The 26535-nt window shown below is 64.9% G+C and carries 23 protein-coding genes; 18 read left to right on the forward strand and 5 right to left on the reverse strand.

Annotated features, from left to right (window positions below):
- Window positions 1–10 precede the first annotated feature (10 nt).
- The 8 genes from H8B03_RS08540 (at window position 11) to H8B03_RS08575 (ending at window position 9030) form a co-directional block, all read left to right on the forward strand.
- The gene (locus H8B03_RS08540; protein WP_226925810.1) at window positions 11–2122 is read left to right on the forward strand and encodes a NosR/NirI family protein; all 2112 of its coding nucleotides are present in this window, start codon (window positions 11–13) and stop codon (window positions 2120–2122) included.
- The gene (locus tag H8B03_RS08545) at window positions 2119–3318 is read left to right on the forward strand and encodes an NnrS family protein (protein ID WP_193141321.1); all 1200 of its coding nucleotides are present in this window, start codon (window positions 2119–2121) and stop codon (window positions 3316–3318) included. The genes H8B03_RS08540 and H8B03_RS08545 overlap by 4 nt, the downstream gene beginning before the upstream one ends.
- A 260-nt stretch (window positions 3319–3578) precedes the next feature.
- A complete protein-coding gene (locus H8B03_RS08550) occupies window positions 3579–4031 on the forward strand; it encodes a cytochrome c (protein WP_193141322.1) in 453 nt (150 codons plus the stop codon).
- Window positions 4032–4051: 20 nt separating this feature from the next.
- Window positions 4052–5416 (forward strand): cbb3-type cytochrome c oxidase subunit I, encoded by a 1365-nt coding sequence (locus tag H8B03_RS08555; protein WP_193141323.1) that lies wholly within the window; start codon window positions 4052–4054, stop codon window positions 5414–5416.
- A gap of 5 nt (window positions 5417–5421) precedes the next feature.
- Complete coding sequence (locus tag H8B03_RS08560; RefSeq protein WP_193141324.1) at window positions 5422–6231, forward strand: CbbQ/NirQ/NorQ/GpvN family protein; 810 nt, start codon at window positions 5422–5424, stop codon at window positions 6229–6231.
- 11 nt (window positions 6232–6242) lie between these two features.
- The gene (locus H8B03_RS08565) at window positions 6243–8180 is read left to right on the forward strand and encodes a nitric oxide reductase activation protein NorD (RefSeq protein ID WP_193141325.1); all 1938 of its coding nucleotides are present in this window, start codon (window positions 6243–6245) and stop codon (window positions 8178–8180) included.
- A gap of 2 nt (window positions 8181–8182) precedes the next feature.
- Window positions 8183–8749, forward strand: a complete 567-nt coding sequence (locus H8B03_RS08570; protein ID WP_226925811.1) for a cytochrome c oxidase subunit 3 — start codon at window positions 8183–8185, stop codon at window positions 8747–8749.
- A complete protein-coding gene (locus tag H8B03_RS08575) occupies window positions 8746–9030 on the forward strand; it encodes a nitric oxide reductase F protein (protein ID WP_193141326.1) in 285 nt (94 codons plus the stop codon). The genes H8B03_RS08570 and H8B03_RS08575 overlap by 4 nt, the downstream gene beginning before the upstream one ends.
- On the opposite strand, the gene H8B03_RS08580 is transcribed toward H8B03_RS08575, so the two are convergent.
- Window positions 9027–9734, reverse strand: a complete 708-nt coding sequence (locus H8B03_RS08580; RefSeq protein ID WP_193141327.1) for a Crp/Fnr family transcriptional regulator — start codon at window positions 9732–9734, stop codon at window positions 9027–9029. The genes H8B03_RS08575 and H8B03_RS08580 overlap by 4 nt on opposite strands.
- Window positions 9735–9917: 183 nt before the next feature.
- On the opposite strand from H8B03_RS08580, the gene hemA reads away from it, so the two are divergent.
- The 9 genes from hemA (at window position 9918) to H8B03_RS08625 (ending at window position 20625) form a co-directional block, all read left to right on the forward strand.
- Window positions 9918–11141, forward strand: coding sequence for a 5-aminolevulinate synthase (gene hemA / locus H8B03_RS08585; RefSeq protein WP_193141328.1), 1224 nt, complete (start codon window positions 9918–9920; stop codon window positions 11139–11141).
- A 565-nt stretch (window positions 11142–11706) separates the two neighbouring features.
- Window positions 11707–13902, forward strand: coding sequence for a NosR/NirI family protein (locus H8B03_RS08590; protein ID WP_193141329.1), 2196 nt, complete (start codon window positions 11707–11709; stop codon window positions 13900–13902).
- Window positions 13895–15805, forward strand: a complete 1911-nt coding sequence (gene nosZ / locus H8B03_RS08595) for a TAT-dependent nitrous-oxide reductase (protein WP_193141330.1) — start codon at window positions 13895–13897, stop codon at window positions 15803–15805. Before H8B03_RS08590 ends, nosZ begins: the two co-directional genes overlap by 8 nt.
- 3 nt (window positions 15806–15808) lie before the next feature.
- Window positions 15809–17068 carry a nitrous oxide reductase family maturation protein NosD gene (locus tag H8B03_RS08600; RefSeq protein ID WP_193141331.1) on the forward strand — a complete coding sequence of 420 codons (1260 nt, stop codon included), beginning with the start codon at window positions 15809–15811 and terminating at the stop codon, window positions 17066–17068.
- Entirely contained in the window at window positions 17058–17957 is a 900-nt protein-coding gene (locus H8B03_RS08605; RefSeq protein ID WP_193141332.1) for an ABC transporter ATP-binding protein, read from the forward strand. The genes H8B03_RS08600 and H8B03_RS08605 overlap by 11 nt, the downstream gene beginning before the upstream one ends.
- On the forward strand, window positions 17954–18778 hold the full coding sequence (locus H8B03_RS08610) for an ABC transporter permease (protein ID WP_193141333.1): 825 nt from the start codon (window positions 17954–17956) through the stop codon (window positions 18776–18778). Before H8B03_RS08605 ends, H8B03_RS08610 begins: the two co-directional genes overlap by 4 nt.
- On the forward strand, window positions 18775–19293 hold the full coding sequence (locus tag H8B03_RS08615; RefSeq protein WP_193141334.1) for a nitrous oxide reductase accessory protein NosL: 519 nt from the start codon (window positions 18775–18777) through the stop codon (window positions 19291–19293). The genes H8B03_RS08610 and H8B03_RS08615 overlap by 4 nt, the downstream gene beginning before the upstream one ends.
- The gene (locus H8B03_RS08620; protein WP_193141335.1) at window positions 19290–20225 is read left to right on the forward strand and encodes an FAD:protein FMN transferase; all 936 of its coding nucleotides are present in this window, start codon (window positions 19290–19292) and stop codon (window positions 20223–20225) included. The genes H8B03_RS08615 and H8B03_RS08620 overlap by 4 nt, the downstream gene beginning before the upstream one ends.
- A gap of 16 nt (window positions 20226–20241) precedes the next feature.
- Window positions 20242–20625, forward strand: coding sequence for a cytochrome c family protein (locus H8B03_RS08625; RefSeq protein ID WP_193141336.1), 384 nt, complete (start codon window positions 20242–20244; stop codon window positions 20623–20625).
- 231 nt (window positions 20626–20856) lie between these two features.
- Here the strand turns inward: H8B03_RS08625 and H8B03_RS08630 are convergent, their stop codons facing one another.
- Window positions 20857–22368, reverse strand: a complete 1512-nt coding sequence (locus H8B03_RS08630) for an aldehyde dehydrogenase (NADP(+)) (protein WP_193141337.1) — start codon at window positions 22366–22368, stop codon at window positions 20857–20859.
- A 108-nt stretch (window positions 22369–22476) separates the two neighbouring features.
- Window positions 22477–23169, reverse strand: a complete 693-nt coding sequence (locus H8B03_RS08635) for a GntR family transcriptional regulator (RefSeq protein WP_193141338.1) — start codon at window positions 23167–23169, stop codon at window positions 22477–22479.
- A 157-nt stretch (window positions 23170–23326) separates the two neighbouring features.
- On the opposite strand from H8B03_RS08635, the gene H8B03_RS08640 reads away from it, so the two are divergent.
- Window positions 23327–24343 (forward strand): Ldh family oxidoreductase, encoded by a 1017-nt coding sequence (locus tag H8B03_RS08640; RefSeq protein ID WP_193141339.1) that lies wholly within the window; start codon window positions 23327–23329, stop codon window positions 24341–24343.
- A gap of 49 nt (window positions 24344–24392) precedes the next feature.
- Here H8B03_RS08640 and H8B03_RS08645 read toward each other — a convergent pair whose 3' ends face one another.
- Both H8B03_RS08645 and H8B03_RS08650 read right to left on the reverse strand, forming a co-directional pair.
- Complete coding sequence (locus H8B03_RS08645) at window positions 24393–25418, reverse strand: proline racemase family protein (protein WP_193141340.1); 1026 nt, start codon at window positions 25416–25418, stop codon at window positions 24393–24395.
- Window positions 25419–25429: 11 nt separating this feature from the next.
- On the reverse strand, window positions 25430–26533 hold the full coding sequence (locus H8B03_RS08650) for a cis-3-hydroxy-L-proline dehydratase (RefSeq protein WP_193141341.1): 1104 nt from the start codon (window positions 26531–26533) through the stop codon (window positions 25430–25432).
- Between the last annotated feature and the right edge of the window lie 2 nt (window positions 26534–26535).

Raw genomic sequence — 26535 nt, forward strand, 5'->3', positions numbered from 1 at the left:
TCCGGAAACAATGATCCGGCTTCATCACATCCCGTTTCTCTGGACCTGCCTGTTGATGCTTGTGCTGCCCGGCAGCATGGCGATTGCTCAGAGCGGGCTGGTCCGCGACACCACCACCACGCCTTCGGTGCAGGTGCTGACAACCATGGCCGAGCGCCTGTTCGACCCGCAGGAACCGATCCGGGTGCGTCCCGACGACGGCGCGGTGCCAGGCTGGTCCGTCACCACCGCCGGCGGCGAAACCCTTGGCTACATCGGGTCGACCTGGGAGATTGCCGGGTCGGTGGGCTATTCCGGCCGCCCGATCGAGATGCTGGTGGCGGTCAGCCAGGATGGCAAGATCGCCGGGGCCGAGTTGCTGCGCCATTCCGAGCCGATCCTGACGCTGGGACTGTCGGATGCCGACATCGCGCGGTTCGTGGCGGGCTTCGGGGGTGTCGATCTGGCGGCCCCGCGCGAATCGGCGGCTGCGGCCGAGGCCAATGCGCCGGACGTGATCTCGCGCGCCACGGTGTCGACCGGGGTGATTCGTGACGGCATCCTGCGCAGCGCCCGCGCGCTGGCGTTGGATCGCGGGGTGATCGACGCTGGCCGAATCGACCGCACCGGGTTTGTACCGCAGGACTGGGCCGCGCTGGTGGCCGATGGGTCCATCGCCTACGCAGGCACCACCAAGACCGATGCCGCCGCGGCTTTTGCCGAGGCCAAGGTACCGCTCAGCCCCGGCGACGCGCCGTTCCTGGATCTGTACGTTGCCCTGCTGGATCCGCCGGCCATCGGGCAGAACCTGCTGGGCCAGACCCTGTACACCCGCGCCGTCGGCGGACTGGGGGCCGGACAGGTGGCGCTGTTCATCGGCTCGCAGGGGGTGCAGTCGCATCGTGGAACCGGGTGGAAACGCAGCCATGTCTTCGACCGTATCACCGTGGTACAGGGCGAGCGGCACTTCGCTCTGACCGACGAAGGCTATCTGCGCGTCGATCGTCTGGGGCTGGAGGATGCGCCGCCGATGAAAGAGCGCAGCGTGTTCCAGCTGGGCGACGGCTTTGATCCCATCGCGCCGTTCCGGGTCGAGGTTGCGGCGACGCGCCCGGCCAGCGACGGCACCGAGCTGCGCTTTGTCACGGCGGTCGAGTATGCGCTGCCGTCCCAGTACATTCTGCCGCCGCCGCCCGAGCCCACGCCGCTGTGGGAAAAGACGTGGCGTGACAAGCGCTTCGTCGTGATCGGGGTCGGCCTGATGATCGCCACCCTGACGCTGATGCTGTTCGCGCAAGAGGCGCTGGTGGCCCGGCCGAAGCTGTGGCGCAGCTTCCGCTACGGCTTCCTGACGCTGACGCTGGTCTGGCTGGGCTGGGGCGTCAACGGCCAGTTGTCGGTGGTGCAGGTGGTGGCTTTCCTGCAATCGCTGCTGACCGGGTTCCACTGGGAAACCTTCCTGATCGAACCGGTGATCTTCATCCTGTGGAGTTTCGTCGCACTGGGACTGCTGTTCTGGGGCCGGGGCGTCTATTGCGGCTGGTTGTGTCCCTTCGGCGCGCTTCAGGAACTGACCAATGCCATCGCGCAGAAACTGAAGGTGCCGCAGATCGCCGTGCCGCAAGCCATCCATGAACGGCTGTGGACGGTGAAATACACGCTGTTCCTGGCGATTCTGGCGCTGTCCTTCTATTCCATGTCCGACGCCATCACCCTGGCCGAGGCGGAACCCTTCAAGACCGCGATCTCGATGCGGATGATCCGGGCCTGGCCGTTCGTGCTGATGGTGCTGGCGATCCTGACCGCCGGATTGTTCATCGAACGGTTCTATTGCCGCTACCTGTGCCCGTTGGGCGCGGCGCTGGCGATCCCGGCCAAGCTGAAGATCTTCGACTGGTTGCACCGTCGGTCGCAATGTGGGCGCGAGTGCCGGCTGTGTGAACAGAAATGCACCGTCGGCGCCATCGATGCCCTTGGCCGGATCAATCCCAATGAATGCGTGCTCTGTCTGCGCTGCCAGGTCATTTTCAACGACGACACGACCTGCCCGACGCTGCTGAAGCGCGCCCGCAGTGACGCGGCCCGGCAGGCCGCCATCGAAAAGGCGCGCGCGGCCCGCGCCGAAAAGGAGCACGAAGTATGACCTCCAGAATAGCGCTTTTCTTCGGCGAGGGGTTTCGCGTCTTTTTCTTCGCGGCGGGGGCCTTCGGCGTCCTGTCGATGCTGGTCTGGGTCATGTGGCTGGGGGTGCACTATCTTGGCCCGGTGGTCAGCGAGATGCCCTTTGGCATGCCGGCGCATCAATGGCATTCCCACGAGATGATCTTCGGCTATGCCGGGGCGGCCCTTGGGGGGTTCCTGCTGACGGCGGTTCCGAACTGGACCGGTTCACAGGCGGCGCGGCACCGGTTCATCACTGCCGCGGCCGGGGTCTGGCTGGCCGGACGGTTGGCGATCTGGTGCTCCGGCACGCTGCCGCTGTGGCTGGTGGCTGGGCTGGATCTGGCCTTTCTGCCGATTCTCGCCGCGAAGATCGGCAGCCAGCTGTGGCGGCGTCCGAAGCCGCAGAACATGATGTTCCTGCTGTTCATCGCGATGATCTGGGTGTCGAACCTGATGGTGCACCTGCAATGGCTGGGGCTGACCAAGGCGACGCTGGACGCAGGGATGCGCGGCGGGTTGCTGGGGGTTTGCGCGATGATCGCGGTGCTGGGCGGTCGGGTGACACCGGGGTTCACGCGCAACGCGATGAAGCGTGCGGGCGTGCCCGAAGAAGGCTGGCCGGTGACCGTACCGCTGGCCGAGAAGGCCGCGCTGGGGCTGGCCATCGTGCTGCCACTGGCGGTGCTGACCGGACTGCCACAGGCGGCGGTCGGCGGGCTGGCGGTTCTGGCGGGCGCGGTGCAGATCCTGCGGATCGCACGCTGGAAATGGCGGTGGACCCTGGACCAGCCGATCCTTCTGGCGCTGCATCTGGGCATGGCCATGCTGGGCGCCGGCCTGATCCTGTGGGGGCTGTCGCTGCTGGGCACCGGCAGCGAGGTGGCCGCGCTGCACATCCTGGGGATCGGTGCGGTGGGCGGCATGACGCTGGCGGTGATGAGCCGCGCCGTGCTGGGGCATACCGGCCGACCGCTGGTGGCCCCAAGCCCGGTGGCGGCGGGCTATCTGATGCTGGCCGTGGCGGCGGTCCTGCGCTGGCTGGCCTCGACCCTGCCCGCGGATTGGTACTTTCCGCTGGTGCTGGCGTCGGGTGTTCTGTGGGTGGCGGTTTTTGTTCTGTACACCGTGTCAATCTGGCCGGCAGTGACCAACGTCCGGCTTCCATCGCGGGCCTGACGCCGGGTGCGGCAGGGGCGGCCCATGGGCCCGGCCCTCCGCCCCAGTCTGCTGCAAATAGCTGAAACTAATCCCTATTATTTCCTATTGGTCGCGTTTCGAACCCGGCTCTGACCGTTTGTGCGCGACCCGCGAGACATGGATTAGGCCATCACATTCAAATTTCAAGAGAGTTCACGATCCCTTGACTTTCGTTAAGGCGAGTCGGCTCTCGGCGACGCAAGTTCTGCATATCATCAAGCGGCGCAAAGGAGCGCGCAATGCGCGAAGTCATGACCAAAAGCATGGCCCGCAATATCTTCTATGGCGGGTCGCTTTTCTTCATCCTCATCTTTGTGGGCCTTTCGGTCCACTCTCACTATTACATCGTCAACACATCGACGGACGCGAGCACGCTGAACGAAAGCGTGGCCGCGGGCAAACACGTGTGGGAACGCCACGCGTGTATCAACTGTCACACGATCCTGGGCGAAGGGGCCTACTTTGCCCCCGAGGTCGCGAACGTGATGACTCGCTGGGGCGTCCTTGACGACCCCGAAGCAGCTTTCGAGACCCTCAAAGGCTGGATGGAAGCCATGCCAACCGGGATCGAAGGTCGTCGTCAGATGCCCCAATTCAATCTGACCGACGAAGAAATTCGTGACCTCAGCAACTTCCTGATCTGGACCGACAAGATCGACGCCCAGGGATGGCCGCCGAACGACGCGGGCTAAGGGACGAGAGGACAAAGAAAATGAAATACCAAACTCAGAAAATTGCCCTGGCTTACTTTGCCGTGGCCATGGCCCTGTTCGCCATCCAGGTACTGGGCGGACTGCTGGCCGGGTGGATCTATGTCTCCCCCAACTTCATGTCCGAGCTTCTGCCGTTCAACATCGTGCGGATGCTTCACACCAACTCGCTGATCGTCTGGCTGCTGTGCGGCTTCTTCGGCGCGGCCTACTTCCTGATCCCGGAAGAAGCCGAGCGGGAAATGTACTCGACCAAGCTGGCCTATCTTCAGCTGCTGATCCTCGTGGTCGGTACGCTGGGCGTGGTGCTGACCTATGTCTTCAACCTGTTCGAAGGCAACTGGCTGCTGGGCAAGGAAGGCCGCGAGTTCATCGAACAGCCCAAATGGGTCAAGATGGGCATCGTCGTTGCGGCGCTGATCTTCCTGTTCAACGTCACCATGACGGTGCTGAAGGGCAAGAAGACCGCGATCACCAACATCCTTCTGCTGGGGCTTTGGGGTCTGGCGCTGCTGTTCCTGTTCAGCTTCGTCAATCCTGACAACCTGTCGCTGGACAAGATGTACTGGTGGTACATCGTGCACCTGTGGGTGGAAGGCGTCTGGGAACTGATCATGGCCTCGATCCTGGCCTACCTGATGCTGAAGCTGACCGGGGTGGACCGCGAGGTCGTCGAGAAATGGCTGTATGTCATCGTCGCCGCCGCGCTGTTCTCGGGCATCCTTGGCACCGGCCACCACTATTTCTGGATCGGCACGCCGGGCTACTGGCAGTGGATAGGATCGATCTTCTCGGCCCTGGAAGTGGTACCCTTCTTCGCCATGATGGCCTTTGCCTTCGTGATGGTCTGGAAGGGCCGCCGGGACCATCCCAACAAGGCCGCGCTGTTGTGGTCGCTGGGCTGTGCCACGCTGGCCTTCTTCGGCGCCGGTGTCTGGGGCTTCATGCACACGCTGCACGGGGTGAACTTCTATACCCACGGCACGCAGATCACCGCCGCCCACGGTCACCTGGCCTTCTTCGGCGCCTATGTCTCGCTGAACCTCGCGATCTTCAGCTATGCCATGCCGATCCTGCGCGGACGTGATCCGTACAACCAGGTGCTCAACATGGCCTCGTTCTGGCTGATGGCCGGGGGCATGACCTTCATGACCTTCGTGCTGACCTTCGCAGGGACGCTTCAGACGCACCTGCAACGGGTGGGTGGCGAGTACTTCATGGACGTTCAGGATCAGCTGGCGCTGTTCTACTGGATGCGCTTCGGCTCGGGCCTGGCGGTTGTGATCGGCGCCCTGCTGTTTATCTACGCCATGTGGGTGCCGCGTCGCGAAGTCATCTCGGATGATGCGTCGGTACCGGCGGAGTGAGAACCATGGACGGTACAATGACAAACCTGCAGGGGGCGGCTGACGCCCCCTTCTACCTGGCCCACGCCGATGAATGCGATGTGTTCGAGGCGGCCAATGCAAACGGTCTGCCGGTCCTGCTGAAGGGACCCACAGGCTGCGGCAAGACCCGTTTCGTGTCCCATATGGCGGCGCGTCTGGGCAAGAAACTTTACACCGTCGCCTGTCATGACGACCTGGCGGCGGCGGATCTGATCGGGCGTTATCTGCTGAAGGGCGGCGAGACCGTCTGGGTGGATGGCCCGCTGACCCGCGCCGTGCGCGAGGGGGCAATCTGCTATCTCGACGAAGTGGTCGAGGCGCGCAAGGATGTGACCGTGGTGCTGCACCCGCTCACCGACGACCGGCGCATCCTGCCCATCGACCGCACCGGCGAAGAGCTGGAGGCGGCACCGGGCTTCATGCTGGTGGCTTCCTACAACCCCGGCTATCAGAACATTCTGAAAACCCTGAAACCTTCGACCCGGCAACGGTTCATCTCGGTCGAGTTCGACTTTCCCAAGCCCGAACTGGAAGCCAAGGTTGTCGCCCAGGAAAGCGGGCTGGATGCGGACCGCGTCAAGGCGCTGGTGCGTCTGGCGGGCAAGCTGCGCGCGCTGAAGGGCCAGGATCTGGAAGAAGGGGTATCGACCCGTCTGGTCGTTTATGCCGCGACACTGATCGCACAGGGCATGAGCGTGGAACGGGCCATCCTGGCGGCAATGGTCGAGCCGCTGACGGATGACGAGGACGTCAAACGCGGTCTCCTCGATCTTGTCACGGCTGTCTTTGGGTGAGGCCAGCCGATATGGGCACGATCGACTTCGAGCCATGGGAACCCGAAGAAACTGTCGGGAAACTGTGGCACGCGTTTGCCAGCCGTCTGGATGCGCCTCAGGTGCATCATGGAGCCGCGGTCGACCTCTCTGAGGTTGTGGGGCGGCTGGCAGTTCTTTTTCGGGGGCTGGGTGGCAGCCATGCGGTCGAAATCCGCTCGGTCTCCGATGAAATTTCTTCTCATCGTTTGAGCTTCCGGCGCCGGCTGGGCACCGAAGTGGAAACCGTGCCGCGCGCCAGTTTCGACGGCGAAATCCTGCGCCTGCCTTCGCAGTTGGCGGTCTTTCCCACGCGCGAGGCCAATGCGGCCCTGTACCTGTGGCTGACCGCTGCCGTGGCCCACGCGCCCGCGCGGATGGCCGAAGACGACTTGCTGCTGGCCGATCTGCGCGCCTTGCAGGCGGCACAGGCGATGGTGGCGGCGGCGCTGGACAATGCGCCGGGGCTGCGGGATCTCTATGCGGCGTTGAGCGAGGGCACCCTGTACCAGCGCCCGCGCGGCAAGCTGCCGGGGGTCGAGGCCGATGTCGAGGCACTGTTGCGGCACATGCTGGGCGATCCAGCGGATCTGTCGCCACGGGCGCGAGACATGCAATCCGCGCTGGACGCGGATGATCTGTCCACGATCGCCGCGCCGCGCGGCTATCGCCAGTTCCGCCCGGTGCCGCTGTGGCCTGATCTGCGCGACATGGTGTTTTCCGCCAGTGACGAGGTCGAGAACCCCGAAACCGAGGGCACGCCCGAGGAAGCCGGGGAAAAGACCGTGCGTGCCCGACGCCGCGAGGCCGATCTGGCCGAGCGTCAGGACAGCCTGATCCTGCACAAGTTCGAAGCCATCCTCAGCTGGGCCGAGTTCCTGAACCTGAACCGCCGTGTCGATGACGACGACAATGACGACGCCAAGAAGGCCGCCGACGATCAGGACGAGATCGGTCTGGGGCAGGTGTCGAAAGCGCCGGCCACCCGGCTGAAGCTGCACCTGGACCTTGCCCCCGAGGACGTGGACCGCGAGCGCCTGTCGGCGAAACTGACCTATCCCGAATGGGATGCCCGCACCGGGGCCTATCTGCCCGACCATGTCTGTGTTCTGGCCTCGGTCGCCGAGGCGCGCGCGGAATTCGACGATTTCACCAAGGATCCCCGCACCGCACGGCGCATCCGTGCCGTGAAGCGGCAGTTCGAGGCGCTGCGCCCCGGCCGCGTCACCACGCGCGGGCATCTGGAAGGCGATGATCTGGACATGGATGCCGCCGTGCGCGCGCAGGTCGAACGTCTCGCCTCGGGCGAGAGCAGCGAGCGGATCTGGTTGCAGACCCGTCCCGAGGCCCGCGATCTGGCGGTGTCCATCCTGCTGGATGTGTCCCGCTCCACCGAAAGCGCTGTTTCTGGCCGCGCCGTGATCGACGTGGAGCGCGAGGCGCTGGCGGCGATGGCCTGGGGGCTGGATGCCTGCGGCGACGACTTCGCCATCAACGCGTTTTCCTCGCTCAAGCGGCACCGGGTCTATATCCAGAACTGCAAGAAATTCGGCGAGCCGATGTCGCGGACCATCGAGGAACGCATCGGCGGGCTGCGGCCGGGGTTCTACACCCGTCTGGGTGCGGCGGTGCGCCATGCCTCGGCAGACCTGGCCAAGCAGACGCGGCAGCGCAAGCTGCTGCTGGTCATCACCGATGGCAAGCCCAACGACCTGGACCACTACGAGGGCCGCCACGGCATCGAGGACACCCGCATGGCGGTGCGCGAGGCCCGGCGGCAAGGCCAGTCGGTGTTCGGCGTCACCATCGACCGCAGTGCCAAAAGCTGGTTCCCCCGGCTGTTCGGACAGGGCGGTTTCGCGGTCATCCCCGAGCCGGACAAGCTGACCCAGGCGTTGCCGCAGATCTACCGACAGCTCGTGGGGGGCTGAGCATGGCGGATTCGCGGGGCCAGGCCCCTGCCAGCGTGCTGGACGAACTGCCCGGCGAGCTTCTGATGTGGGTGCTCATCGTCAGCGAGCTGCTGGTGTTCGGGGCCGGGCTGGCCGCCTTTCTGGCGGTACGGATCACCGACCCGGTCGGGTTCGCCGAAGCCCAAAGCCATCTGCATCGTACAAGTGCGGCCCTGAACACCGTGGTGCTGGTCACCAGCGGGTTTCTGGCCGCGCGTGCGCTGAACCTGCGCGAAGCCGCGCGCCGCACCGCCGCGCGTTGGCATCTGGTGGCGGCCATCGTTCTTGGCGGGGTGTTCCTGGCCGTGAAGATCGCGGAATACGCCGACAAGGCAGGGCAGGGGATCGGGATCGAATCCCATGCGTTCTTCACCTTTTACTACCTGCTGACCGGATTTCACGCCGCCCATGTGGTGGCGGGCATGGTCATTCTGGCGCTGGTGGCCTGGAAGGACGACCCCAACAACATCGAAGTCGGCGCTGCCTTCTGGCACATGGTCGATCTGGTCTGGGTGCTGCTGTTCCCGGTGATCTACCTGATCTCATGAAACGGACCCTGCCCACAAACCCGCTGACTCGTGCCTGGGTGCTGCTGCTGCTGCTTTGCATGGCCTCGACCCTGATCGCCGCGCTGGATGCGCTGGCGGTGGCGCCGGTGGTGGTCGGCGCGGTGATCCTGCTGCTGTCCTGGATGAAGGCGCGGGTGATCCTGTCGCGCTATCTGGGCCTGTGGCGCGCGCCCACATGGCGGGCCGGGTTCAACTGGGTGCTAGGGTTATATTGCCTGCTGCTGCTGGGTCTGTACCTGGTGCCCGGCTTTGCCTCTTAGGAGCGCTTGTTCCAGAACGCCGCCGGGTCGGATTCGGAAAAATCGCGCAGACGCTGGATGTCATCGATCGCGGCGTTGTTGCGGGACACCTTCACGCCGAATTCCTTCAGCTTGGAAAACGCCCGCGACAGGCTTTCGGGCTTGATGCCCAGACGTCCGGCGATCACGACCTTGTCGTAGGGCAGGGTCACAAGGCAACTGCCCTCGTCCCGTTCGGACAGTTCCAGCAGAAACTCGGCCACCCGCTGGGCGCCGGTCTGCGCCTTGAGCTGTTCCAGTTGCGCCACCAGCGCGTGCAGATGCGAGAAGGTCGCGGCCAGCATGGTGACGCCGGCCTCGGGGTCGCGCCGCACCATTTCGGTGACCGCGGCGGCGGGGATCTGCAAAACCTCGGAGTCGGTCACCGCCTCGGCCGAAACCGGGTAGGGGGTGCCGCGCAGGGCGACCGCCTCGCCAAAGCTCTGGCCCTTGGTGAACACCGACACGATGGCCTCGCCCCCGTTCGGCGTGATTCGGTAGAGCTTGACCCACCCGTCCACGACAACATGGATCGAGCGCGCTTTCTCGTCCTGCTGAAACAGGGTCTGGTTGCGCTGATAGGTGTGCCAATGGGACATCGAGAGCAGCATGTCGGTCTGCTGCTCGGAAAAGCTTTTCAGCAAAAGGGAGTTTCGGGCGATGAGCGTGCGCCGGTCTTCCGTCATGGGATCATCCCTTCGTCGTCGCCGGCGGTAGGTGCCGGATCGGGTTTCGGGGACCACGTCGCATATTTCGCGGGGGAGGGTCCAGTTGAAAGCCACAACCTTCGCGCTTGGCTTGACTATTGTCATGTAACCGCCGCCCGGATCACTCCAGACTTTGCCTGAAAATCCGAATGTGGGGGTGACATGGACTATCAGGCATTCTTCGCGGACCGGCTCGATTCGTTGCGGGACGAAGGTAACTACCGCGTGTTCGTCGATCTGGAACGCCGTTGCGGGAATTTTCCCTCGGCGCAGCGGACCAAGGGGATCCGTCGCGATGACGTGACGATCTGGTGCTCCAACGATTACTTGGGCATGGGTCAGCATCCCGATGTGGTCGCCGCGATGCATGACGCCATCGACCGCTGCGGCGCCGGCGCCGGCGGGACGCGCAACATTTCCGGCACCACGCACGACCATGTGCTGCTGGAGGCCGAACTGGCCGACCTGCATGGCAAGGAATCCGCCCTGCTGTTCACTTCGGGCTATGTGTCGAACTGGGCAGCCCTTGGGACGCTGGCCTCGGAAATTCCCGGCTGCATCGTCTTTTCCGACGCGCTGAACCACGCCTCGATGATCGAGGGCATCCGCCATTCGCGCGCCGAAAAGGTGATCTGGAAGCACAACGATCTGGCCGATCTGGAAGCCAAGCTGGCCGCCGCGGATCCGTCCCGGCCCAAGCTGATCGCCTTCGAGAGCGTCTATTCCATGGATGGCGATATCGCACCGATCAAGGAGATTTGCGACCTTGCCGACCGCTATGGCGCCATGACCTATCTGGACGAGGTGCACGCGGTGGGCCTCTACGGTCCGCGTGGCGGCGGCATTGCCGAACGCGAAGGGCTGATGGATCGCCTGACGGTGATCGAGGGCACGCTGGGCAAGGCGTTCGGCGTGGTTGGCGGCTATATCGCCGCGTCGGCCGAACTGTGCGATTTCGTGCGCAGCTTTGCCAGCGGCTTCATCTTCACCACGGCCCTGCCGCCGGCGGTCGCGGCGGGGGCCGCGGCCTCGATCCGGCATCTGAAGGCATCTTCGGCCGAACGGGAGTTGCAGCAACGGCGGGTGGCGGATCTGCGCGCGCGCCTGGATGCAATGGAGATCCCGCATCTGGACAACCCCAGCCACATCATCCCGGTGATGGTGGGCGATCCGGTGAAGTGCAAGTTCATCTCGGATACGCTTCTGGACGAGTTCGGGATCTATATCCAGCCGATCAATTACCCCACGGTACCAAGGGGTACGGAGCGGCTGCGCATCACGCCGTCACCGGTGCACAGCGAAGCCGATCTCGACCATCTGGTCGGTGCGCTGGAAGAATTGTGGCATCGCTGCCAGATGGCGCGGATGCCGATGGCGGCGCAATAAGGGGCGTGTCGCGAGGGAAAGCCCGGAAACTGACTTAAATCAATTACGGTCCTTCCACAGGCCACTACCCCTTGCCCTGCAACCATCCTTGATCGGAGTTTGGCGCCGTGCTGGCCCAGCGAGATTTTCAGTTTTCCACAGGAGCATGGCCCAGCCGTCGCTGGTTTGCCGTGGCCCTGTGCGTGGCGCTGGTGCTGGTCCAGGCAAGTTTTGCCTGTGCCCGTCCCGCCGGAGAGCTGACGGAAATCTGCAGCGAAACCGGCGTCTCCGTCGTGCGCATCGATACAGCCGGAAACATCGTTGAACAGGGTGGCCCGCTTGCGCCGGGCTGCGACTCCTGCCGGTTCTGTGCGACCCTGGGTTCTGCGGACCTGGCAGTGGCTTTCGCGCCGGAGCGTCCCGAATTTCCAATCACCGCGGGTGCCCGTCCCATGGCGTGTTCCGTTCATTGCACCACACCCGATCTGTGGCCCGAAACCCGAGGCCCCCCAAGCGATAGCATGATGACCCCATATTCGTTCCCCGCCCAAACCCCGGCCCCCATCTCCGATAACGGGAGGCCGTCATGGGCGTGACCCGGACCCTTGGCCGCTGGATGTCGGCCCTTGTCCTTGCAGTTGGCCTTGTCCTTGCGGCGCTCGCCCCGGCAAAGGCCGATACCCTCGCCACATTTCTGGCTGATCTTGTTCCCGGCGATCTTTACGAAGGCGCCGACGGCTTTGGCGCGATCCGGGACGATGTGCCCGTCGCCCCGGTGCTGAAGGGCGGCGAGACTGTCGCCTGGGCCTTCCTGACTTCGGATTTCGTAGGCACCACCGGCTATTCCGGCAAGCCCATCCATGTGGTTGCGGCCATTGACCCCGACGCGGTGCTGACCGGTGTGCAACTGGTCAAGCACTCTGAACCCATCGTTCTGATCGGCATTCCCGACAGCAAGGTGAAGGCGCTGACCGAATCCTATGCCGGGCTGGACCTGAAGGCCGAAGCGGCCTCGGGCGGGTCGTCGCATGACCTGGACATCATTTCGGGCGCGACGGTGACGATCATCGTGATCGACGATTCCATCGTGCGCGGCGGCATCAAGGTTGCCCGACTGCTGGGACTGGGCGGGCTGGCCGAGGAAATCACCGGCCCCCGGCGCGCACTGGACCCGGACATCACCGGCATCGACTCCTGGACCACCCTGTCGGGCGACGGATCGATCCGGCGCATGACGCTGGACGTGGGCCAGGTCAACGCCGCCTTCGAGGCCAGCGGCGACGCCCGCGCCATCAAGCGCCCCGAGAAGGGTGCCCCCGAGGACACCTTCATCGACATGAACATGGCGCTGGTCTCGGTGCCGTCGATCGGGCGGTCGCTGCTGGGGGACAATGAATACAACAACCTGACCGGCTGGCTGGGCGAAGGCGAGCACGCCATTCTCGTGCTGGGGCGCGGCACCTATTCCTTCAAGGGATCGGGCTATGTGCGCGGGGGCATCTTCGACCGGATCCAGCTGATCCAGGGCGACAATTCGGTGCGCTTCTTCGACAAGCAGCATCGCCGTCTGGGCGATCTGGCGACCACGGATGCGCCCAGTTTCACCGAGATGGACATCTTCAAGATCCCCGCCGACGCCGAGTTCGATCCGGCCGAGCCGTTCCGCCTGCAACTGCTGGTGCAACGGGCCGTGGGGGCGGTGGAAAAGACCTTCCTGACCTTCGATCTGGGCTACAAATTGCCCGAGCGGTTCCTGCTGCCGCAGAAAGCGGCCCCGGTGCTGGAAGTCGCCGGCGGTGAAGAGGCCGCCGCCAAGGCCGCGCTGTGGAAGCGCATCTGGAGGGACAAGGCTTTCGAGATCGGCGTTCTTGGCGTCATGCTGGCGGTGCTGACCGCGACGTTCTTCTTCCAGTTTCAGGCGACGATGAACGCGCGCGTGTTCTATTGGTTCCGCATCGGCTATCTGACCATGACGCTGGTTTTCATCGGCTGGTATGCCAATGCGCAACTGTCGGTGGTCAACCTGATGGCGCTGGCCGGGCAATTGCGCGCCGGGTTCAGCTGGGATGCCTTCCTGATGGATCCGCTGGTCTTCATCCAGTGGTTCGCCGTCGCCGCCGCCCTGCTGTTCTGGGGCCGGGGCGCCTATTGCGGCTGGCTGTGCCCCTTCGGCGCGCTGCAGGAACTGAGCAACCAGATCGCCCGCTATTTCAAGGTGCCGCAATGGGAATTGCCCTGGGGCCTGAACGAACGGCTCTGGCCGATCAAATACATGATCTTCCTGGGGCTGTTCGGCGTCTCCCTGGCGTCGATCCCGATGGCCGAACAACTGGCCGAGGTCGAACCGTTCAAGACCGCGATCATCCTGAAATTCGTGCGTGACTGGCCGTTCGTGGTCTTCGCCCTGCTGCTGCTGCTGGCCGGCCTGTTCGTCGAGCGGTTCTATTGCCGCTACATCTGCCCGCTGGGCGGCGCCCTGGCGATCCCGGCGCGGGTCCGCATGTTCAACTGGCTGCGCCGCTACAAGGAATGCGGAAGCCCGTGCCAGACCTGCGCCAACGAATGCCCGGTGCAGGCCATTCACCCCACCGGTGAGATCAATCCGAATGAGTGCATCAACTGCCTGCATTGCCAGGTTCTGTACCAGTCGGACAAGAAATGCCCCGTTGTCATCAAGAAGATGAAGCGGCGCGCGAATGTTGGCACGCCGCTTGCCATGCCACCGGCCGGCCATCCCAACGCAAAGAAGAACGTACCCAAAGGAGGGAAAGCCCATGTCTGAGAAAATGAAGCAACTGGCGATGACACGCCGGGGCATGCTGGGGGCCGCGGCCACCGGTGCCGCGCTGGCCACCACCGGTATCGGCGGCTCGGTCCTGACCGCGAAACCCGCCAAGGCCGCCGGCGGTAACGCCCACCTGGCACCCGGCGAGCTGGACGATTACTACGGCTTCTGGTCCTCGGGCCAGACCGGCGAATTGCGCATCCTGGGCGTGCCGTCGATGCGCGAATTCATGCGCGTGCCGGTGTTCAACCGCTGCTCGGCCACCGGCTGGGGCCAGACCAACGAAAGCCTGAAGGTGCTGACCGAGGGCCTGACCGAAGATACCAAGAAGTATCTCGCCGCGCAGGGCAAGGTCACCTATGACAACGGCGACCTGCACCACCCGCACATGTCGTTCACCGATGGCACCTATGACGGCCGCTATCTGTTCATGAACGACAAGGCCAACACCCGCGTGGCGCGCGTGCGCTGCGACGTGATGAAATGCGACAAGATCATCGAGATCCCGAACGCGCATGACATCCACGGCATGCGCCCGCAGAAGTACCCGCGCACCGGTTACGTCTTTGCCAACGGCGAGCACGAAGCGCCGCTGGTCAACGACGGCAAGATCCTCGACCAGCCGGAAGAGTATGTGAACATCTTCACCGCCATCGACGGTGACACGATGGAGATCGCGTGGCAGGTGATCGTGTCGGGCAACCTCGACAACACCGACTGCGACTACCAGGGCAAATACGCCTATTCAACCTCGTACAACTCGGAAATGGGCATGACCCTGGCCGAGATGACCGCCAACGAGATGGACCATGTGGTCGTCTTCAACCTGGCCGAGATCGAAGCGGGTGTTGCCGCTGGTGATTATCAGGAGCTGAACGGCGTCAAGGTTCTGGACGGCCGCAAGGGACAGAACAAGAAGTACACCCGTTATATCCCGATCCCGAACTCGCCGCACGGCATCAACACCGCGCCGGACGGCAAGCACGTCTGCATCAACGGCAAGCTGTCGCCGACCGTGTCGGTGATGGATGTGACCAAGCTGGACGCCTTGTTCGAAAGCGACGTCGACCCGCGGTCGTGCATCGTGGCCGAGCCGCAGCTGGGTCTCGGGCCGCTTCACACCGCCTATGACGGTCAGGGCAACGCCTTCACCACGCTGTTCCTGGACAGTCAGGTCGTGAAGTGGAACATCGAGGACGCCATCAAGCTGTATGCGGGCGAGGACGTGGATCCGATCCGCGAAAAGATCGACGTGCACTACCAGCCGGGCCACAACTCGACCTCCATGGGCGAAACCAAGGAAGCCGATGGCAAGTGGCTGATCTCGATGAACAAGTTCTCGAAGGACCGGTTCATCAACGTGGGTCCGCTGAAGCCCGAGAACGAACAGCTGATCGACATCTCGGATGGCGGCATGACGCTGAAGCACGATGGCCCGACCTTTGCCGAGCCGCATGACAGCATCATCGTGCGCCGCGACATCGTGAACCCGGCCACCAACTGGCAGCGCGACGATCCCACCTGGGAAGACGCCCGCAAGCAGGCCGAGGCCGATGGCGTCGATCTGGACTGGGGCCACGAGGAAATCATCCGCGACGGCAACAAGGTGCGGGTCTACATGTCCTCGGTGGCGCCGGAATTCTCGATGGAGAAATTCACGGTCAAGCAGGGCGACGAGGTGACCATCTATGTCACCAACATGGATGACATCGACGATCTGACCCACGGCTTCTGCCTGGCCAACTTCGGCGTCGCCATGGAGGTGGGTCCGCAGGCCACCGCCTCGGTCACCTTCGTGGCCGAACGTCCCGGCGTGCACTGGTACTATTGCCAGTGGTTCTGCCACGCACTCCACATGGAGATGCGCGGCCGGATGTTCGTCGAACCGCGGGCGAGCTGAGCCATGCGCGCGCTCTGGGTTGTTCTGGTCTGTCTTGCCACGCCGCTTTTCGCGGCCGAGTGGGATGTGCCGGTGCACCCGGGCGCGATTGGCGAAACACTGGACCGGGCCGCGCAGGGCGACACGCTGCGCCTGCGGCCCGGCACCTATACCGAAACCGTGGTTCTTGACCGCCCCATCCGCCTGGAAGGGCTCGCCGGCACCGTCATCGACGGGCAGGGGCAGGGCAGCGTCATCACCGTGACCGCGCCGGGCGTCTACGTCGGCGGCATCAAGGTGGTGGGTTCTGGCTCCAGCCACGAAACCATCGACTCTGGCATCAAGCTGACCGAGGGCGCCGTGGGCGCCGAGATCCGCGACAACACGCTGATCGAGAACCTGTACGGCATCGACATTCACGGCGCGCGCGACGCCCTTGTCGCCGGCAACCGGATCGTCGGGCGGCAGGATCGCCGCGTCAATGACCGGGGCAACGGCGTCTACGTCTGGAATGCGCCCGGGGCGGTGGTCGAGGACAATGACATCCAGTTCGGCCGCGACGGCATCTTCGTCAATTCCTCGAAGAAGAACATCTTCCGCAACAACCTGTTCCGCGATCTGCGCTTCGCGGTGCACTACATGTACGCGAACAATTCCGAAGTGACCGGCAACACCTCGATCGGCAACGATCTGGGGTATGCTGTGATGTTCTCGAAACGCGTCAAGGTGGCCGACAACATCTCAATCGGTGACCGCGAGCATGGCGTGATGATGAACTACGCCAACAACAGCGAGATCACCGGCAACTACGTGCGCGGCACCAAGGAGAAATGCGCGTTTCTCTACAATTCCAACAAGAACATCTTCACCGGCAACCACTTCGAGGGCTGCGGCATCGGCATCCATTTCACCGCCGGGTCGGACGGCAACCGCATCGTCGGCAATGCTTTCATCGGCAACCGGACGCAAGTCAAATACGTCTCGACCCGCTGGGTGGAATGGTCCGAGGACGGCAGCGGCAACTTCTGGAGCGATCTGGCGGCCTATGACCTGAATGGCGACGGGGTTTCGGATGTGCCATTCCGTCCCAATGACAGCATGGATCATGTATTGTGGACCCAACCGGCGGCAAAACTGCTGCTGGGGTCACCGGCGGTGCAACTGGTGCGCTGGTCGCAATCGGCCTTCCCGGCGCTGCTGCCCGGCGGCGTGATCGACAGTTATCCGTTGATGCAGCCGCCCGAGCTGACCACCAACGGCAAGGAGATTTCCCATGACCCATGAGGTCCTGAAAATCGACGGCCTCACCAAGCTGCGCAGCGGCCGTCCGGTGCTGCGCGACGTGTCGCTGTCGGTCGCCGCTGGCGAGCGCGTGGCGCTGCTGGGCCACAACGGCGCCGGCAAGAGCACAATGATCAAGATCGCGCTGGGGCTTCTGTCGCCCGATGGCGGGTCCGTGCGTGTTGCCGGTTCGGTGCCGGGAAGCGGCGCGGCGCGTCTGGCCACCGCCTTTCTGCCCGAAGCCGTCAGTTTTCACGGTGCCCTGACCGGACGCGAGCAGTTGTCGCTGTTTGCCCGGCTGGCCGGCACCGGCACCGGCCCGGTGGCGGGCCTGCTGGAACGGGTCGGGCTGGCGGATGCCGCCGACCGCCGCATTCGCACCTATTCCAAGGGGATGCGGCAACGGCTGGGGCTGGCGCAGGTGATGCTGGGCAAACCGGCGGTGGCGCTGCTGGACGAACCGACCAGCGGGCTCGACCCGATCTCGCGCCAGGATCTGTACACGATCATCGACGAACTGGCCGCACAGGGCACGGCGGTGCTGATTGCCAGCCACGCGCTGACCGAGGTTGAGGCCCGCACCGATCGCATCGCCATTCTGCGGCAGGGCGAACTGGTGGCCAATGACACCCTGCGCAACCTGTCGCGCCGGGCCGGGCTGCCGACGCGGCTGCGGATCGTGGTGCGTGGCGGGCTGGCCGACCAGATGGCCGCCGAAACCGGCGGCACCCGCGTCAACGGCGCGTCGGTGGACGTGGAATGCGCCCCCGACACCAAGATGGAAGCGTTGCGGCGCTTTGCCAGCATGCCGGACCGGGTCGAGGATATCGAGATGACACCGCCGGGACTGGAAGACCTGTACCGGCACTATGCGCAGGAGGGCAAACAATGACCGCGCGCGTTCTGGCCGTGGCCCGCAGCGAGATGACCATCCTGCGCCGCAACCGCTGGCTGTTCCTGGCCACGCTGATCATGGTGCTGTTCGCGCTGGCCCTGACCTTTGCCGGCAGCGCGCCGACGGGGTCGCTGGGCGCCGACCGTCTGCTGGTTTCGGTGGCCTCGATGACCACCCTGTCGGTCTATCTGGCGCCGCTGCTGGCGCTGATGATGAGCTTTGATGCCATCGCCGGGGATTCCGAACGCGGCACGCTGGCGCTGCTGTTGAGCTATCCGGCCGGGCGTGGCGAGATCCTGCTGGGCAAATACCTTGCGCAACTGGCCGCCCTGAGTTTCGCCCTGGCCGTGGGCTTCGGCATCGCCGGGGCAGCGGCCGGTCTGACCGGCGGCACTTCGCCGGAAAGCCTTGCGGCCCTGTTGCGGCTGATCGGCACCTCGATCCTGCTGGGCGGCGTGTTCCTGGCCTTCGGGCATTTCCTGTCGGCGCTTGCGGGCAGTCCTGCTGCGGCGGCGGGGGCGGCGGCGGCGCTGTGGCTGGTATTTGTCGTGCTCTATGATCTGGGTCTGCTGGGCGCCGTGGTGCTGGACAGCGGCGGCGTCTTCACAACCACCTTCTTCCCGTGGGTGATGGTGGCCAACCCGGCGGATGCGTTCCGGCTGTGGAATGTCGCGGCCTCGGACGGGGTGGCGCTGACCACCGGGATGACCGGGGTGGCGGGCAGCCTGCCGACCTGGGCCGCGCCGCTGTCCATCGTGCTGTGGCTGGGGATCACCTTCGGTCTGGCCTGGGCCGCGTTCCGGAGGCTGGAACCATGAGAGCCGCCCCGATCCTTGCCCTGCTGCTGCTGTTGCCCGCCTGCCGCGAAGAGGTGGCCGAAGCGCCGCCTCCGGTGGCGATGACCGAAGCCGCGCTGAGCCATTTCTGCCAGATGAATGTTGCCGAACACGGCGGTCCCAAGGGGCAGGTTCACCTGGAAGGAATGCCCGACCCGCTGTTCTTCGCGCAGGTGCGTGATCTGGTCGCCTATCTGAAAAGCCCCGAACGCGATGCCCCGATCACCGCCGTCTATGTCAGCGACATGGCGCTTGCGGCCAGTTGGGCATTGCCCGGCGAGAACAACTGGACCGACGCGAAGACCGCGTTCTTCGTTGTGGATGCCGGGGTCGCGGGCGGCATGGGTGCCCCAGAGATCGTGCCATTTGCCGCGCGCGACGGCGCCGAAGCCTTCGTCGCGCAATATGGCGGCGAGATTCATTCCCTCGAAGACATTCCCGACCACGCGGCCATCGGCCCGGTCGATCTTGACTCTGTTCTGGAGCAACCCTCATGACCCCCATTCTGTCCCGCCGCCGATTTCTGGCCGTTTCCGCCGTGGCCGTGGCCCTGCCCGCCGCTGCCGCAACCCCCGGAGCCCATGCCACATGGCAGGGGATCGCCCTTGGCGCCCCGGCGTCGATGCGGCTGGAAGGCGTGACGCAAGATCAGGCCCGTGCGATCTTTGCCGAGGTCGAGGCGGAACTGTCGCGGCTTGAGGACATCTTCAGCCTGTATCGCCCCGACAGCGCATTGGCGCGGCTGAACCGCGACGGGGTGCTGACCACCCCCCCGGCGGAGCTGCTGGAGGTGCTGAGCCTGAGCGCCAGCCTGAACCAGGCCACCGATGGTGCCTTCGATCCGACGGTGCAGCCGCTTTGGCAGGCGCTGGCCGAGGCGCAGACCAACGGGCCAGGGCTGGATGCCGAAACGCTGGACGCGACCCGCGCCCGCACCGGATGGGCGCATCTGCGCTTTGACCGCGATGCGGTGCGCTTCATGCGTCCGGGCATGGCGCTGACCCTGAACGGGATCGCGCAGGGCTATATCACCGACCGGATTTCGACGCTGCTGGCGGCGCGCGGATACGCGGATACCGTGATCGACATGGGCGAGGTCCGAGCCCGCGGCGTCAAGACGGGCGGCACCCCCTGGACCGCCGGGATCGCCACCCCCGATGGCACCATCGTGCGCCGGATAACCCTTGCGGATCGCGCTCTTGCGACCTCGGCCCCGCTGGGAACGGTTCTGGACCCGGCGGGCCAAATCGGCCATATCATTGACCCACGTACAGGCGGTTCGGTCGAAGGCCGCACCCTGATATCGGTGAGCGCGCGCACAGCCGCGCTGGCCGATGGTCTCTCGACGGCATGCTGCCTTCTGGAGCCCGAACTGATCAAGGTTGTGATCGGAGGTTTTCCCGATACCATCCTTGAGACCCTGATCTGAAGCGAAAGGAATCGAAATGAAATCAGGACTTCTCTCTATGGTCGCCGCACTGGCCACCGCTGTTGCCCTGCCCGTGATGGCAGACGGCGACCCCGAAGCCGGTGAAAAAGTGTTCAAGAAGTGCAAAGCCTGCCACGCGGTCGGCGAAGGCGCCAAAAACAAGGTCGGACCCGAGCTGAACGGCATCGTCGGCAGTGCCGCCGGCCAGGTCGAAGGCTTCAAGTATTCGGACAACCTGCTGGAACTGGCAGAAGGTGGCCTGACCTGGGACGAGCCGACCCTGACGCTTTATCTGACGAAGCCCAAGGACCTGATCCCGAAAACCAAGATGTCCTTCGCCGGTCTGCGCAAGGATGAAGAAATTCAGAACGTCATCGCGTACCTGCAGACATTCGAATAATAATTTCCGAAGTTTCGCGCGAATCGCGGAATGGAAATGCGCAAGGTGCCCGGCTGGAAAGCCGGGCACCTTTCGTTTCGGCAGCAGTTTGCCGAGCGTCCGGCCGGGTCGGACCTGTTGCGCAGGTCTTGTCTGGCCAGCCCTGCGCGCATTCCCTGGCCAGAACAGCAGAAGGCCCGGCATTGGGGTGCCGGGCCTTTGCAATGTGTCGGGGTCAGATCGCGGCGCGGATCAGCGCAGATCCTCGGGCAAAAGCGCTGCCGGCAGGTTCTGGTAGCAGACCGGACGCAGGAAGCGGCGGATCGACAGGGTGCCGACCGATGTGGCGCCAAAGTTGGTGGACGCCGGATAGGGGCCGCCGTGGACCATGGAGTCCGCCACTTCGACCCCGGTGGGGAAGCCATTGGCCAGAACCCGCCCGGCCTTGCGCTCCAGCACCGGCATGAAGGTGCTGGCGACGGCGGTGTCACCGTCGTCCACATGCAGGGTGCAGGTCAGCTGCCCTTGCAGCGCCTCGGCGACGGCGCGCATCTGGTCGGCATCCTCGACGGTGACGACCAGACCCAGCGGGCCAAAGACCTCCTCGGCCAGCACCTCGTTGGCCAGCCACGTTTTCGCGTCGGTGACGAACAGATAGGGTGCCGCCTCCCGCGCATCGCAGCTGGTGGTCAGGACTTCGCGCACCCCGGCGGTGGCCGAGACCCGGCGCTGGCCCGCGCGATAGGCACTGGCGATGCCATCGGTCAGCATGGTCTGCGGTGCGGTGGCATTCAATGCTTCGGTCGCGGTGGCAATGAAGGCTTCGGCCTCGGGTCCGGCGCGCAGCACGGCGATGCCGGGGTTGGTGCAGAACTGCCCCGCGCCCATGGTCAGTGATCCGGTCCAGCCCTTTGCAATCTCGGTGCCGCGTGCCGAAAGCGCCGCGTCGAAGATGAACATCGGGTTGACCGAGCCCAGTTCGCCGAAGAAGGGGATCGGCTCGGGACGGCTGGCGCAAAGGTCGAACAGCGCGCGGCCCCCGCCCAGAGAACCGGTGAAGCCCACGGCCTTGATGATCGGATGCTGCACAAGGGCCGCGCCCACCTGGCGATTGCCGCCCTGGATCAGGCTGAAGACCCCCGGATGCACATCGCATTTCTGGATGGCGGCGTGAATGGCTTCGGCAATGATCTCGCCAGTGCCGGGATGGGCGCTGTGACCCTTGACGACCACCGGGCACCCGGCGGCCAGCGCGGCGGCGGTATCGCCGCCCGCGGTCGAGAACGCCAGCGGGAAGTTCGAGGCGCCGAAGACCGCGACCGGGCCGATGGGACGCTGCATCATGTGCAGTTCGGGGCGGGGCAGCGGCGCGCGATCGGGCAGGGCCTCGTCATGGCGGCGGTCCAGGTAGTCGCCTTTCAGGATATGCTCGGCAAACAGACGCAACTGGCCGGTGGTGCGCCCGCGCTCGCCCTGAAGGCGCGCTTCGGGCAGGCCGGTTTCGGCGCTGCCGATGGCGGTGATGTCGTCGGCGCGGGCCTCGATTTCATCCGCGATGGTGTTCAGGAAAGCCGCCCGGCTTTCGCGGCTGGAATAGCCATAGCTGGCAAAGGCCGCTTCGGCGGCCTGGGCGGCGGCGTCGACGTCGGACACGCGGCCAACGGAATAGTCAAACGACGGTCCCGTGGCGGGCTCGGACGGGAAGCGATCGTCTCCGGCAACCCAGTTGCCTGCGATCAGGTGATTTCCGTGAGGGTGAAACATGGTGTGGCCTCTGTCTTGTGTAAGCAGTGGAGTGCGATGATCTTAGCGTGGATACGAGTGCCCCGGAGGGTCGTGCAACCGGTTTTCCGAAGTCGGTGGGCAGCGGTGTCAGGCGGTGGCGTCTTCGGCAGAGGAGGCGCGGTTTTCCGCCACCAGCGCCAGCAGGGCCTCCTTGGTGCGGGTGATATGCCAGGTCAGCATTGCGCAGGCACCCTCGATGTCGCGGGCCTGGGCCAGTGCCAGCAGGTCGCGATGCTCTTTCTTGGCGGGCTCGCGCTGCTTCATGACGCTCAGGTGCATCCGGACATAGCGGTCGGAATGCACGCTGACCCCTTGCAGAACGTCATTGGTCAGCCGCCGGTCGGCGGCGGCGTAGAGGGCCGAATGGTACTGATGGTTCAGCGACCCCCATTTGCCCACGTCATCGGCGTCATAGGAGGATTCCATCGCCACCAGAATCTCGTCGCAACGGCTGAAATCCGCGTCGGTCATGGCCGGGATGGCGCGGCGGAACAGATCGACCTCCAGCAACATGCGCAGGTCGAAGATCTCGGCGATCTCGCGCAGGGAATGTTTGGTCACGGTGGCGCCGCGATTGTTGGTGAACTGCACCAGCCCCTCGGCATCCAGCCGCTTCAGCGCTTCGCGGATCGGCATGCGCGACACGTCGTATTCCACGGCCAGGTTCTCCTGCCGGATGGTCTCGCCTTCAGCCAGCTCACCGCTGAGGATTCGTTCGCGCAGATCGTCCGCAATGATGTCCGGAAGGGTGTTTTTCTTGACAGCACGGGTGCTTGCCATTGGCGGCCTCTTGCAGCGTTGTTTTCCGTATTTTGGATACAATAAGAATTTTACCTAGGATTTTCAAGCGTGAAACGGCACGGGATTTCGGCAAATGGGATGGTATTGGCGGGAGGGATGATGTATCCCGTATACAAACAGCAAAGTGGAGGCCCGGATGGAGCCGAAAACCAAACTGACCCTGGACGAGGTGCGCGGCCTTGCGACCGACGTTCTGACCCACAGCGGCTATGACGCGGCCCATGCCGGGGCCATTGCCGAGATGCTCTATCGCTGCCAACTGGACGACTGCCAGTCGCATGGTCTGTTCCGGCTGCTCATGTGCGCGGCGACCATGCGCGACGGCAAGATCGACGGGGCAGCGGCGCCGCAGATCACCCCGTCGGACAATGCCATCGTGCGGGCCGACGCGCGGGACGGCATGTCGTTGCTGGCGGTGCAGGCCGGGCTGCCCCTGCTGATCGAGAAGGCACGGGCCCACGGCATGGCGGCGCTGACGGTGAACAACTGCTTCCATTTCTCGGCGCTCTGGCCCGAGGTCGAGGATCTGGCGGGCGCCGGGCTGGCCGGGCTGTCGATGGTGCCCAGTCATTCCTGGGTGGCTCCGGCCGGCGGGCGGCGCGGCACCCTTGGCACCAACCCGCTGGCCTTCAGCTGGCCGCGTCAGGGCCAGACGCCGTTCACCTTCGACTTCGCCACCAGCGGCTTCGCGCGCGGCGAGATCGAGCTTTACAAGCGCGCCGGAAAGCAACTGCCCGAAGGGGTGGCCATCGACCGGGACGGCAACCCGACGCGCGACCCGCAGGCGGCGCTGGATGGTGCGATGCTGACCTTCGGCGGACACAAGGGATCGGCCCTGTCGATCATGATCGAACTGATGGCCGGCCCGCTGATCGACGACCTGACCAGCAAGGAAAGCCAGGCTGCGGCCGGGGCCGATGGCACAGCGCCCTATCACGGGCAGATCATCCTTGCCTTCGATCCCGATCAGTTCTCGGGCGGGACGGCCGAGGCCAACGATGCCCGCGCCGAACGCCTGTTTGCCGATATCGTCGATCAGGGTGCGCGTCTGCCATCGCAGCGCCGCTATGCCGCCCGCGCCCGCAATCTTGCGCGGGGCTATGTGGAAATATCCGAAGGACTGCACCGCGACCTGCTGGCCCTGCTGGGCTAGGCGCGGGTGTCCCGGCGTGCAGGACGCACGCCGGGCGCGGCACGGTGGGTCACACCCCCCAGGTGTCGCTTAACCGATAGCCACCGGGCCAGGGATCGTCGGGATCCAGCATGTGCTGGTGAATGCCGGTGATCCAGCCCCGGCCGCTGATCTCGGGCACGATGGCCGGACGCCCGCCCACGGTGGTCTGCGCTGCCACCCGCCCGGTGAAGCGCGATCCGATGATCGAGATCGCCTCGAACTCCTGATCCGCCGTCATCTCGCCCTTGGCCAGCATCAGCGCCATGCGCGCCGAAACCGCGGTGCCGGTGGGCGAACGGTCGACCTTTCCGGGCTGGATCGTCACCGCCGAACGCCCGCGCAGGCCGGTGGCGGTCTGTTCCAGCGGCCCGCAGAAGGCGCAGAACGAGATATGCGCCCAATCCGGGTTCTCGGGGTGCACGAATCCAAGCTGGTCGTTTGCCGCGGCCACGATCCGGTTGCCCAGTTGCGCGATCTTGCGGGCGTTGGCTTCGGTGATCTCCAGCCCCAGATCGGCGGCCTGCACCACCACGAAGCTGTCGCCGCCATAGGCGGTGTCCACACTCAGACGCTCCAGCCCCGGCACGTCCAGCGCGGCGCCGATCTGGCCGGCGAAACTGGGCACGTTCTGGACGAAGATCCGTTCGGCCTTGCCATTGCGGCACTCGGCGCGCACCCGCACCAGCCCGCCTGGCGCTTCCAGCGTCAGCCGGGTTTCGGTTTCGGTCATCGGCAGGATGCCCCCGTCCAGTAGCACCGTCGAGACGCAGATCGAGTTCGAGCCCGACATCGGCGGGGTGTATTCCGGTTCCATGATGATGAAGCCCATGTCGGCCTCGGGGTGCTTCGGCGGCACCAGCAGGTTGACATGACGGAACACGCCGCCGCGCGGTTCGTTCAGCACGAAGTTGCGCAGGGTTTCGTCACGGGCGATGAAATCGCGCTGCGCCCAAAGCGTGTCGCCGGGCGGTGGGGCGACGCCGCCGACGATCACGTCGCCGACCTCGCCCTCGGCATGGGCCGAAATCACATGGATGGTCTTGTTGCTGCGCATGGGGCCGGGCCTCAGGAATAGCTGGCGACAGGATCGCCAAGCGTGTCGAAGATCGGGGTGATGCCCAGACCCGGACGGTCGGCGGCTGTCATCCGGCCATCGACCCGTTCGGGCGCGCCCGAGGCGATGGCCACGGTGCCGTAGCTGTTGAAATCTGTGGCCGAAAAAGTGAACTCCGCCGGGGTGGAACGCGCCAGATGGGCGATGGTGGCGGTGGTGATATCGCCGCCCCAGGTGTCCTCGATGGTCATCGGGATGCCATGGGCGACGCAAAGGTCGCGCATCAGCCGGGCCTGGCTCAGCCCGCCGACCTTGCTGATCTTCAGGTTGACGACATCCATTGCATCCTCGGCAATGCCGCGCACCAGCGTGTTGGGGGTGTCGATGACCTCGTCCAACACGAAGGGCAGGGGGGTGCGGCGGCGGATCGAGACGCATTCCTCGTAGGTCAGGCAGGGTTGTTCGACATAGACATCCAGCCCGGCGATGGCCCCGACGACGCGGGCGGCCTCGTGCCGGGTCCAGCCGGTGTTGGCATCGGCGACCAGCAGATCGGTGGGCTTCAGCACGGCGCGGGTGGCGTGGATACGCTCGATATCGTCATTGGCGTCACCGCCGACCTTGAGCTGGAACTTGGTATAGCCCTCGGCGGCATAGCCTTCGATCTTGCGGGCCATGGTGTCTGGGTCTTCCTGGCTGATGGCGCGATACAGCACCACGTCGTCCTGCGCCGCGCCGCCCAACAGCACGTACAGCGGCAGGCCCGTGGCCTTGCCCAGCAGATCCCAGCAGGCAATATCCACCGGTGCCTTGGCATAGGGATGGCCGCGCAGGGCGGCATCCATGGTGCGGTTGATCTGCCCGATGTTCAGCGGATCCTGCCCGATCAGATGCGGTGCCAGCTCTGCCAGCCCGGCGCGGACGCCAAGCGCGAAGGACGGCAGATAGGCCGAGCCCAGCGGACAGCATTCGGCATAGCCCGACAAGCCTTCGTCGGTCTGGATTTCCAGCACGGTGCTGTCGAACACTTCGACGAAATTGCCGTTCGACCAGTTGTAGCGGCCTTCCTTCAGGGGCAGGCCCACCTGATAGACGTTGAGCTTGGTGATCTTCACGG

The sequence above is a fragment of the Meridianimarinicoccus sp. MJW13 genome, from assembly GCF_014901205.1.
GTDB lineage: Bacteria > Pseudomonadota > Alphaproteobacteria > Rhodobacterales > Rhodobacteraceae > Meridianimarinicoccus.

Excerpts from the sequence above, each read along its gene's own strand:
- H8B03_RS08540 (WP_226925810.1), top strand. The coding sequence starts at position 11 with ATGATCCGGCTTCATCACATCCCGTTTCTCTGGACCTGCCTGTTGATG.
- H8B03_RS08545 (WP_193141321.1), top strand. The coding sequence starts at position 2,119 with ATGACCTCCAGAATAGCGCTTTTCTTCGGCGAGGGGTTTCGCGTCTTT.
- H8B03_RS08550 (WP_193141322.1), top strand. The coding sequence starts at position 3,579 with ATGCGCGAAGTCATGACCAAAAGCATGGCCCGCAATATCTTCTATGGC.
- H8B03_RS08555 (WP_193141323.1), top strand. The coding sequence starts at position 4,052 with ATGAAATACCAAACTCAGAAAATTGCCCTGGCTTACTTTGCCGTGGCC.
- H8B03_RS08560 (WP_193141324.1), top strand. The coding sequence starts at position 5,422 with ATGGACGGTACAATGACAAACCTGCAGGGGGCGGCTGACGCCCCCTTC.
- H8B03_RS08565 (WP_193141325.1), top strand. The coding sequence starts at position 6,243 with ATGGGCACGATCGACTTCGAGCCATGGGAACCCGAAGAAACTGTCGGG.
- H8B03_RS08570 (WP_226925811.1), top strand. The coding sequence starts at position 8,183 with ATGGCGGATTCGCGGGGCCAGGCCCCTGCCAGCGTGCTGGACGAACTG.
- H8B03_RS08575 (WP_193141326.1), top strand. The coding sequence starts at position 8,746 with ATGAAACGGACCCTGCCCACAAACCCGCTGACTCGTGCCTGGGTGCTG.
- H8B03_RS08580 (WP_193141327.1), bottom strand. The coding sequence starts at position 9,734 with ATGACGGAAGACCGGCGCACGCTCATCGCCCGAAACTCCCTTTTGCTG.
- hemA (WP_193141328.1), top strand. The coding sequence starts at position 9,918 with ATGGACTATCAGGCATTCTTCGCGGACCGGCTCGATTCGTTGCGGGAC.
- H8B03_RS08590 (WP_193141329.1), top strand. The coding sequence starts at position 11,707 with ATGGGCGTGACCCGGACCCTTGGCCGCTGGATGTCGGCCCTTGTCCTT.
- nosZ (WP_193141330.1), top strand. The coding sequence starts at position 13,895 with ATGTCTGAGAAAATGAAGCAACTGGCGATGACACGCCGGGGCATGCTG.
- H8B03_RS08600 (WP_193141331.1), top strand. The coding sequence starts at position 15,809 with ATGCGCGCGCTCTGGGTTGTTCTGGTCTGTCTTGCCACGCCGCTTTTC.
- H8B03_RS08605 (WP_193141332.1), top strand. The coding sequence starts at position 17,058 with ATGACCCATGAGGTCCTGAAAATCGACGGCCTCACCAAGCTGCGCAGC.
- H8B03_RS08610 (WP_193141333.1), top strand. The coding sequence starts at position 17,954 with ATGACCGCGCGCGTTCTGGCCGTGGCCCGCAGCGAGATGACCATCCTG.
- H8B03_RS08615 (WP_193141334.1), top strand. The coding sequence starts at position 18,775 with ATGAGAGCCGCCCCGATCCTTGCCCTGCTGCTGCTGTTGCCCGCCTGC.
- H8B03_RS08620 (WP_193141335.1), top strand. The coding sequence starts at position 19,290 with ATGACCCCCATTCTGTCCCGCCGCCGATTTCTGGCCGTTTCCGCCGTG.
- H8B03_RS08625 (WP_193141336.1), top strand. The coding sequence starts at position 20,242 with ATGAAATCAGGACTTCTCTCTATGGTCGCCGCACTGGCCACCGCTGTT.
- H8B03_RS08630 (WP_193141337.1), bottom strand. The coding sequence starts at position 22,368 with ATGTTTCACCCTCACGGAAATCACCTGATCGCAGGCAACTGGGTTGCC.
- H8B03_RS08635 (WP_193141338.1), bottom strand. The coding sequence starts at position 23,169 with ATGGCAAGCACCCGTGCTGTCAAGAAAAACACCCTTCCGGACATCATT.
- H8B03_RS08640 (WP_193141339.1), top strand. The coding sequence starts at position 23,327 with ATGGAGCCGAAAACCAAACTGACCCTGGACGAGGTGCGCGGCCTTGCG.
- H8B03_RS08645 (WP_193141340.1), bottom strand. The coding sequence starts at position 25,418 with ATGCGCAGCAACAAGACCATCCATGTGATTTCGGCCCATGCCGAGGGC.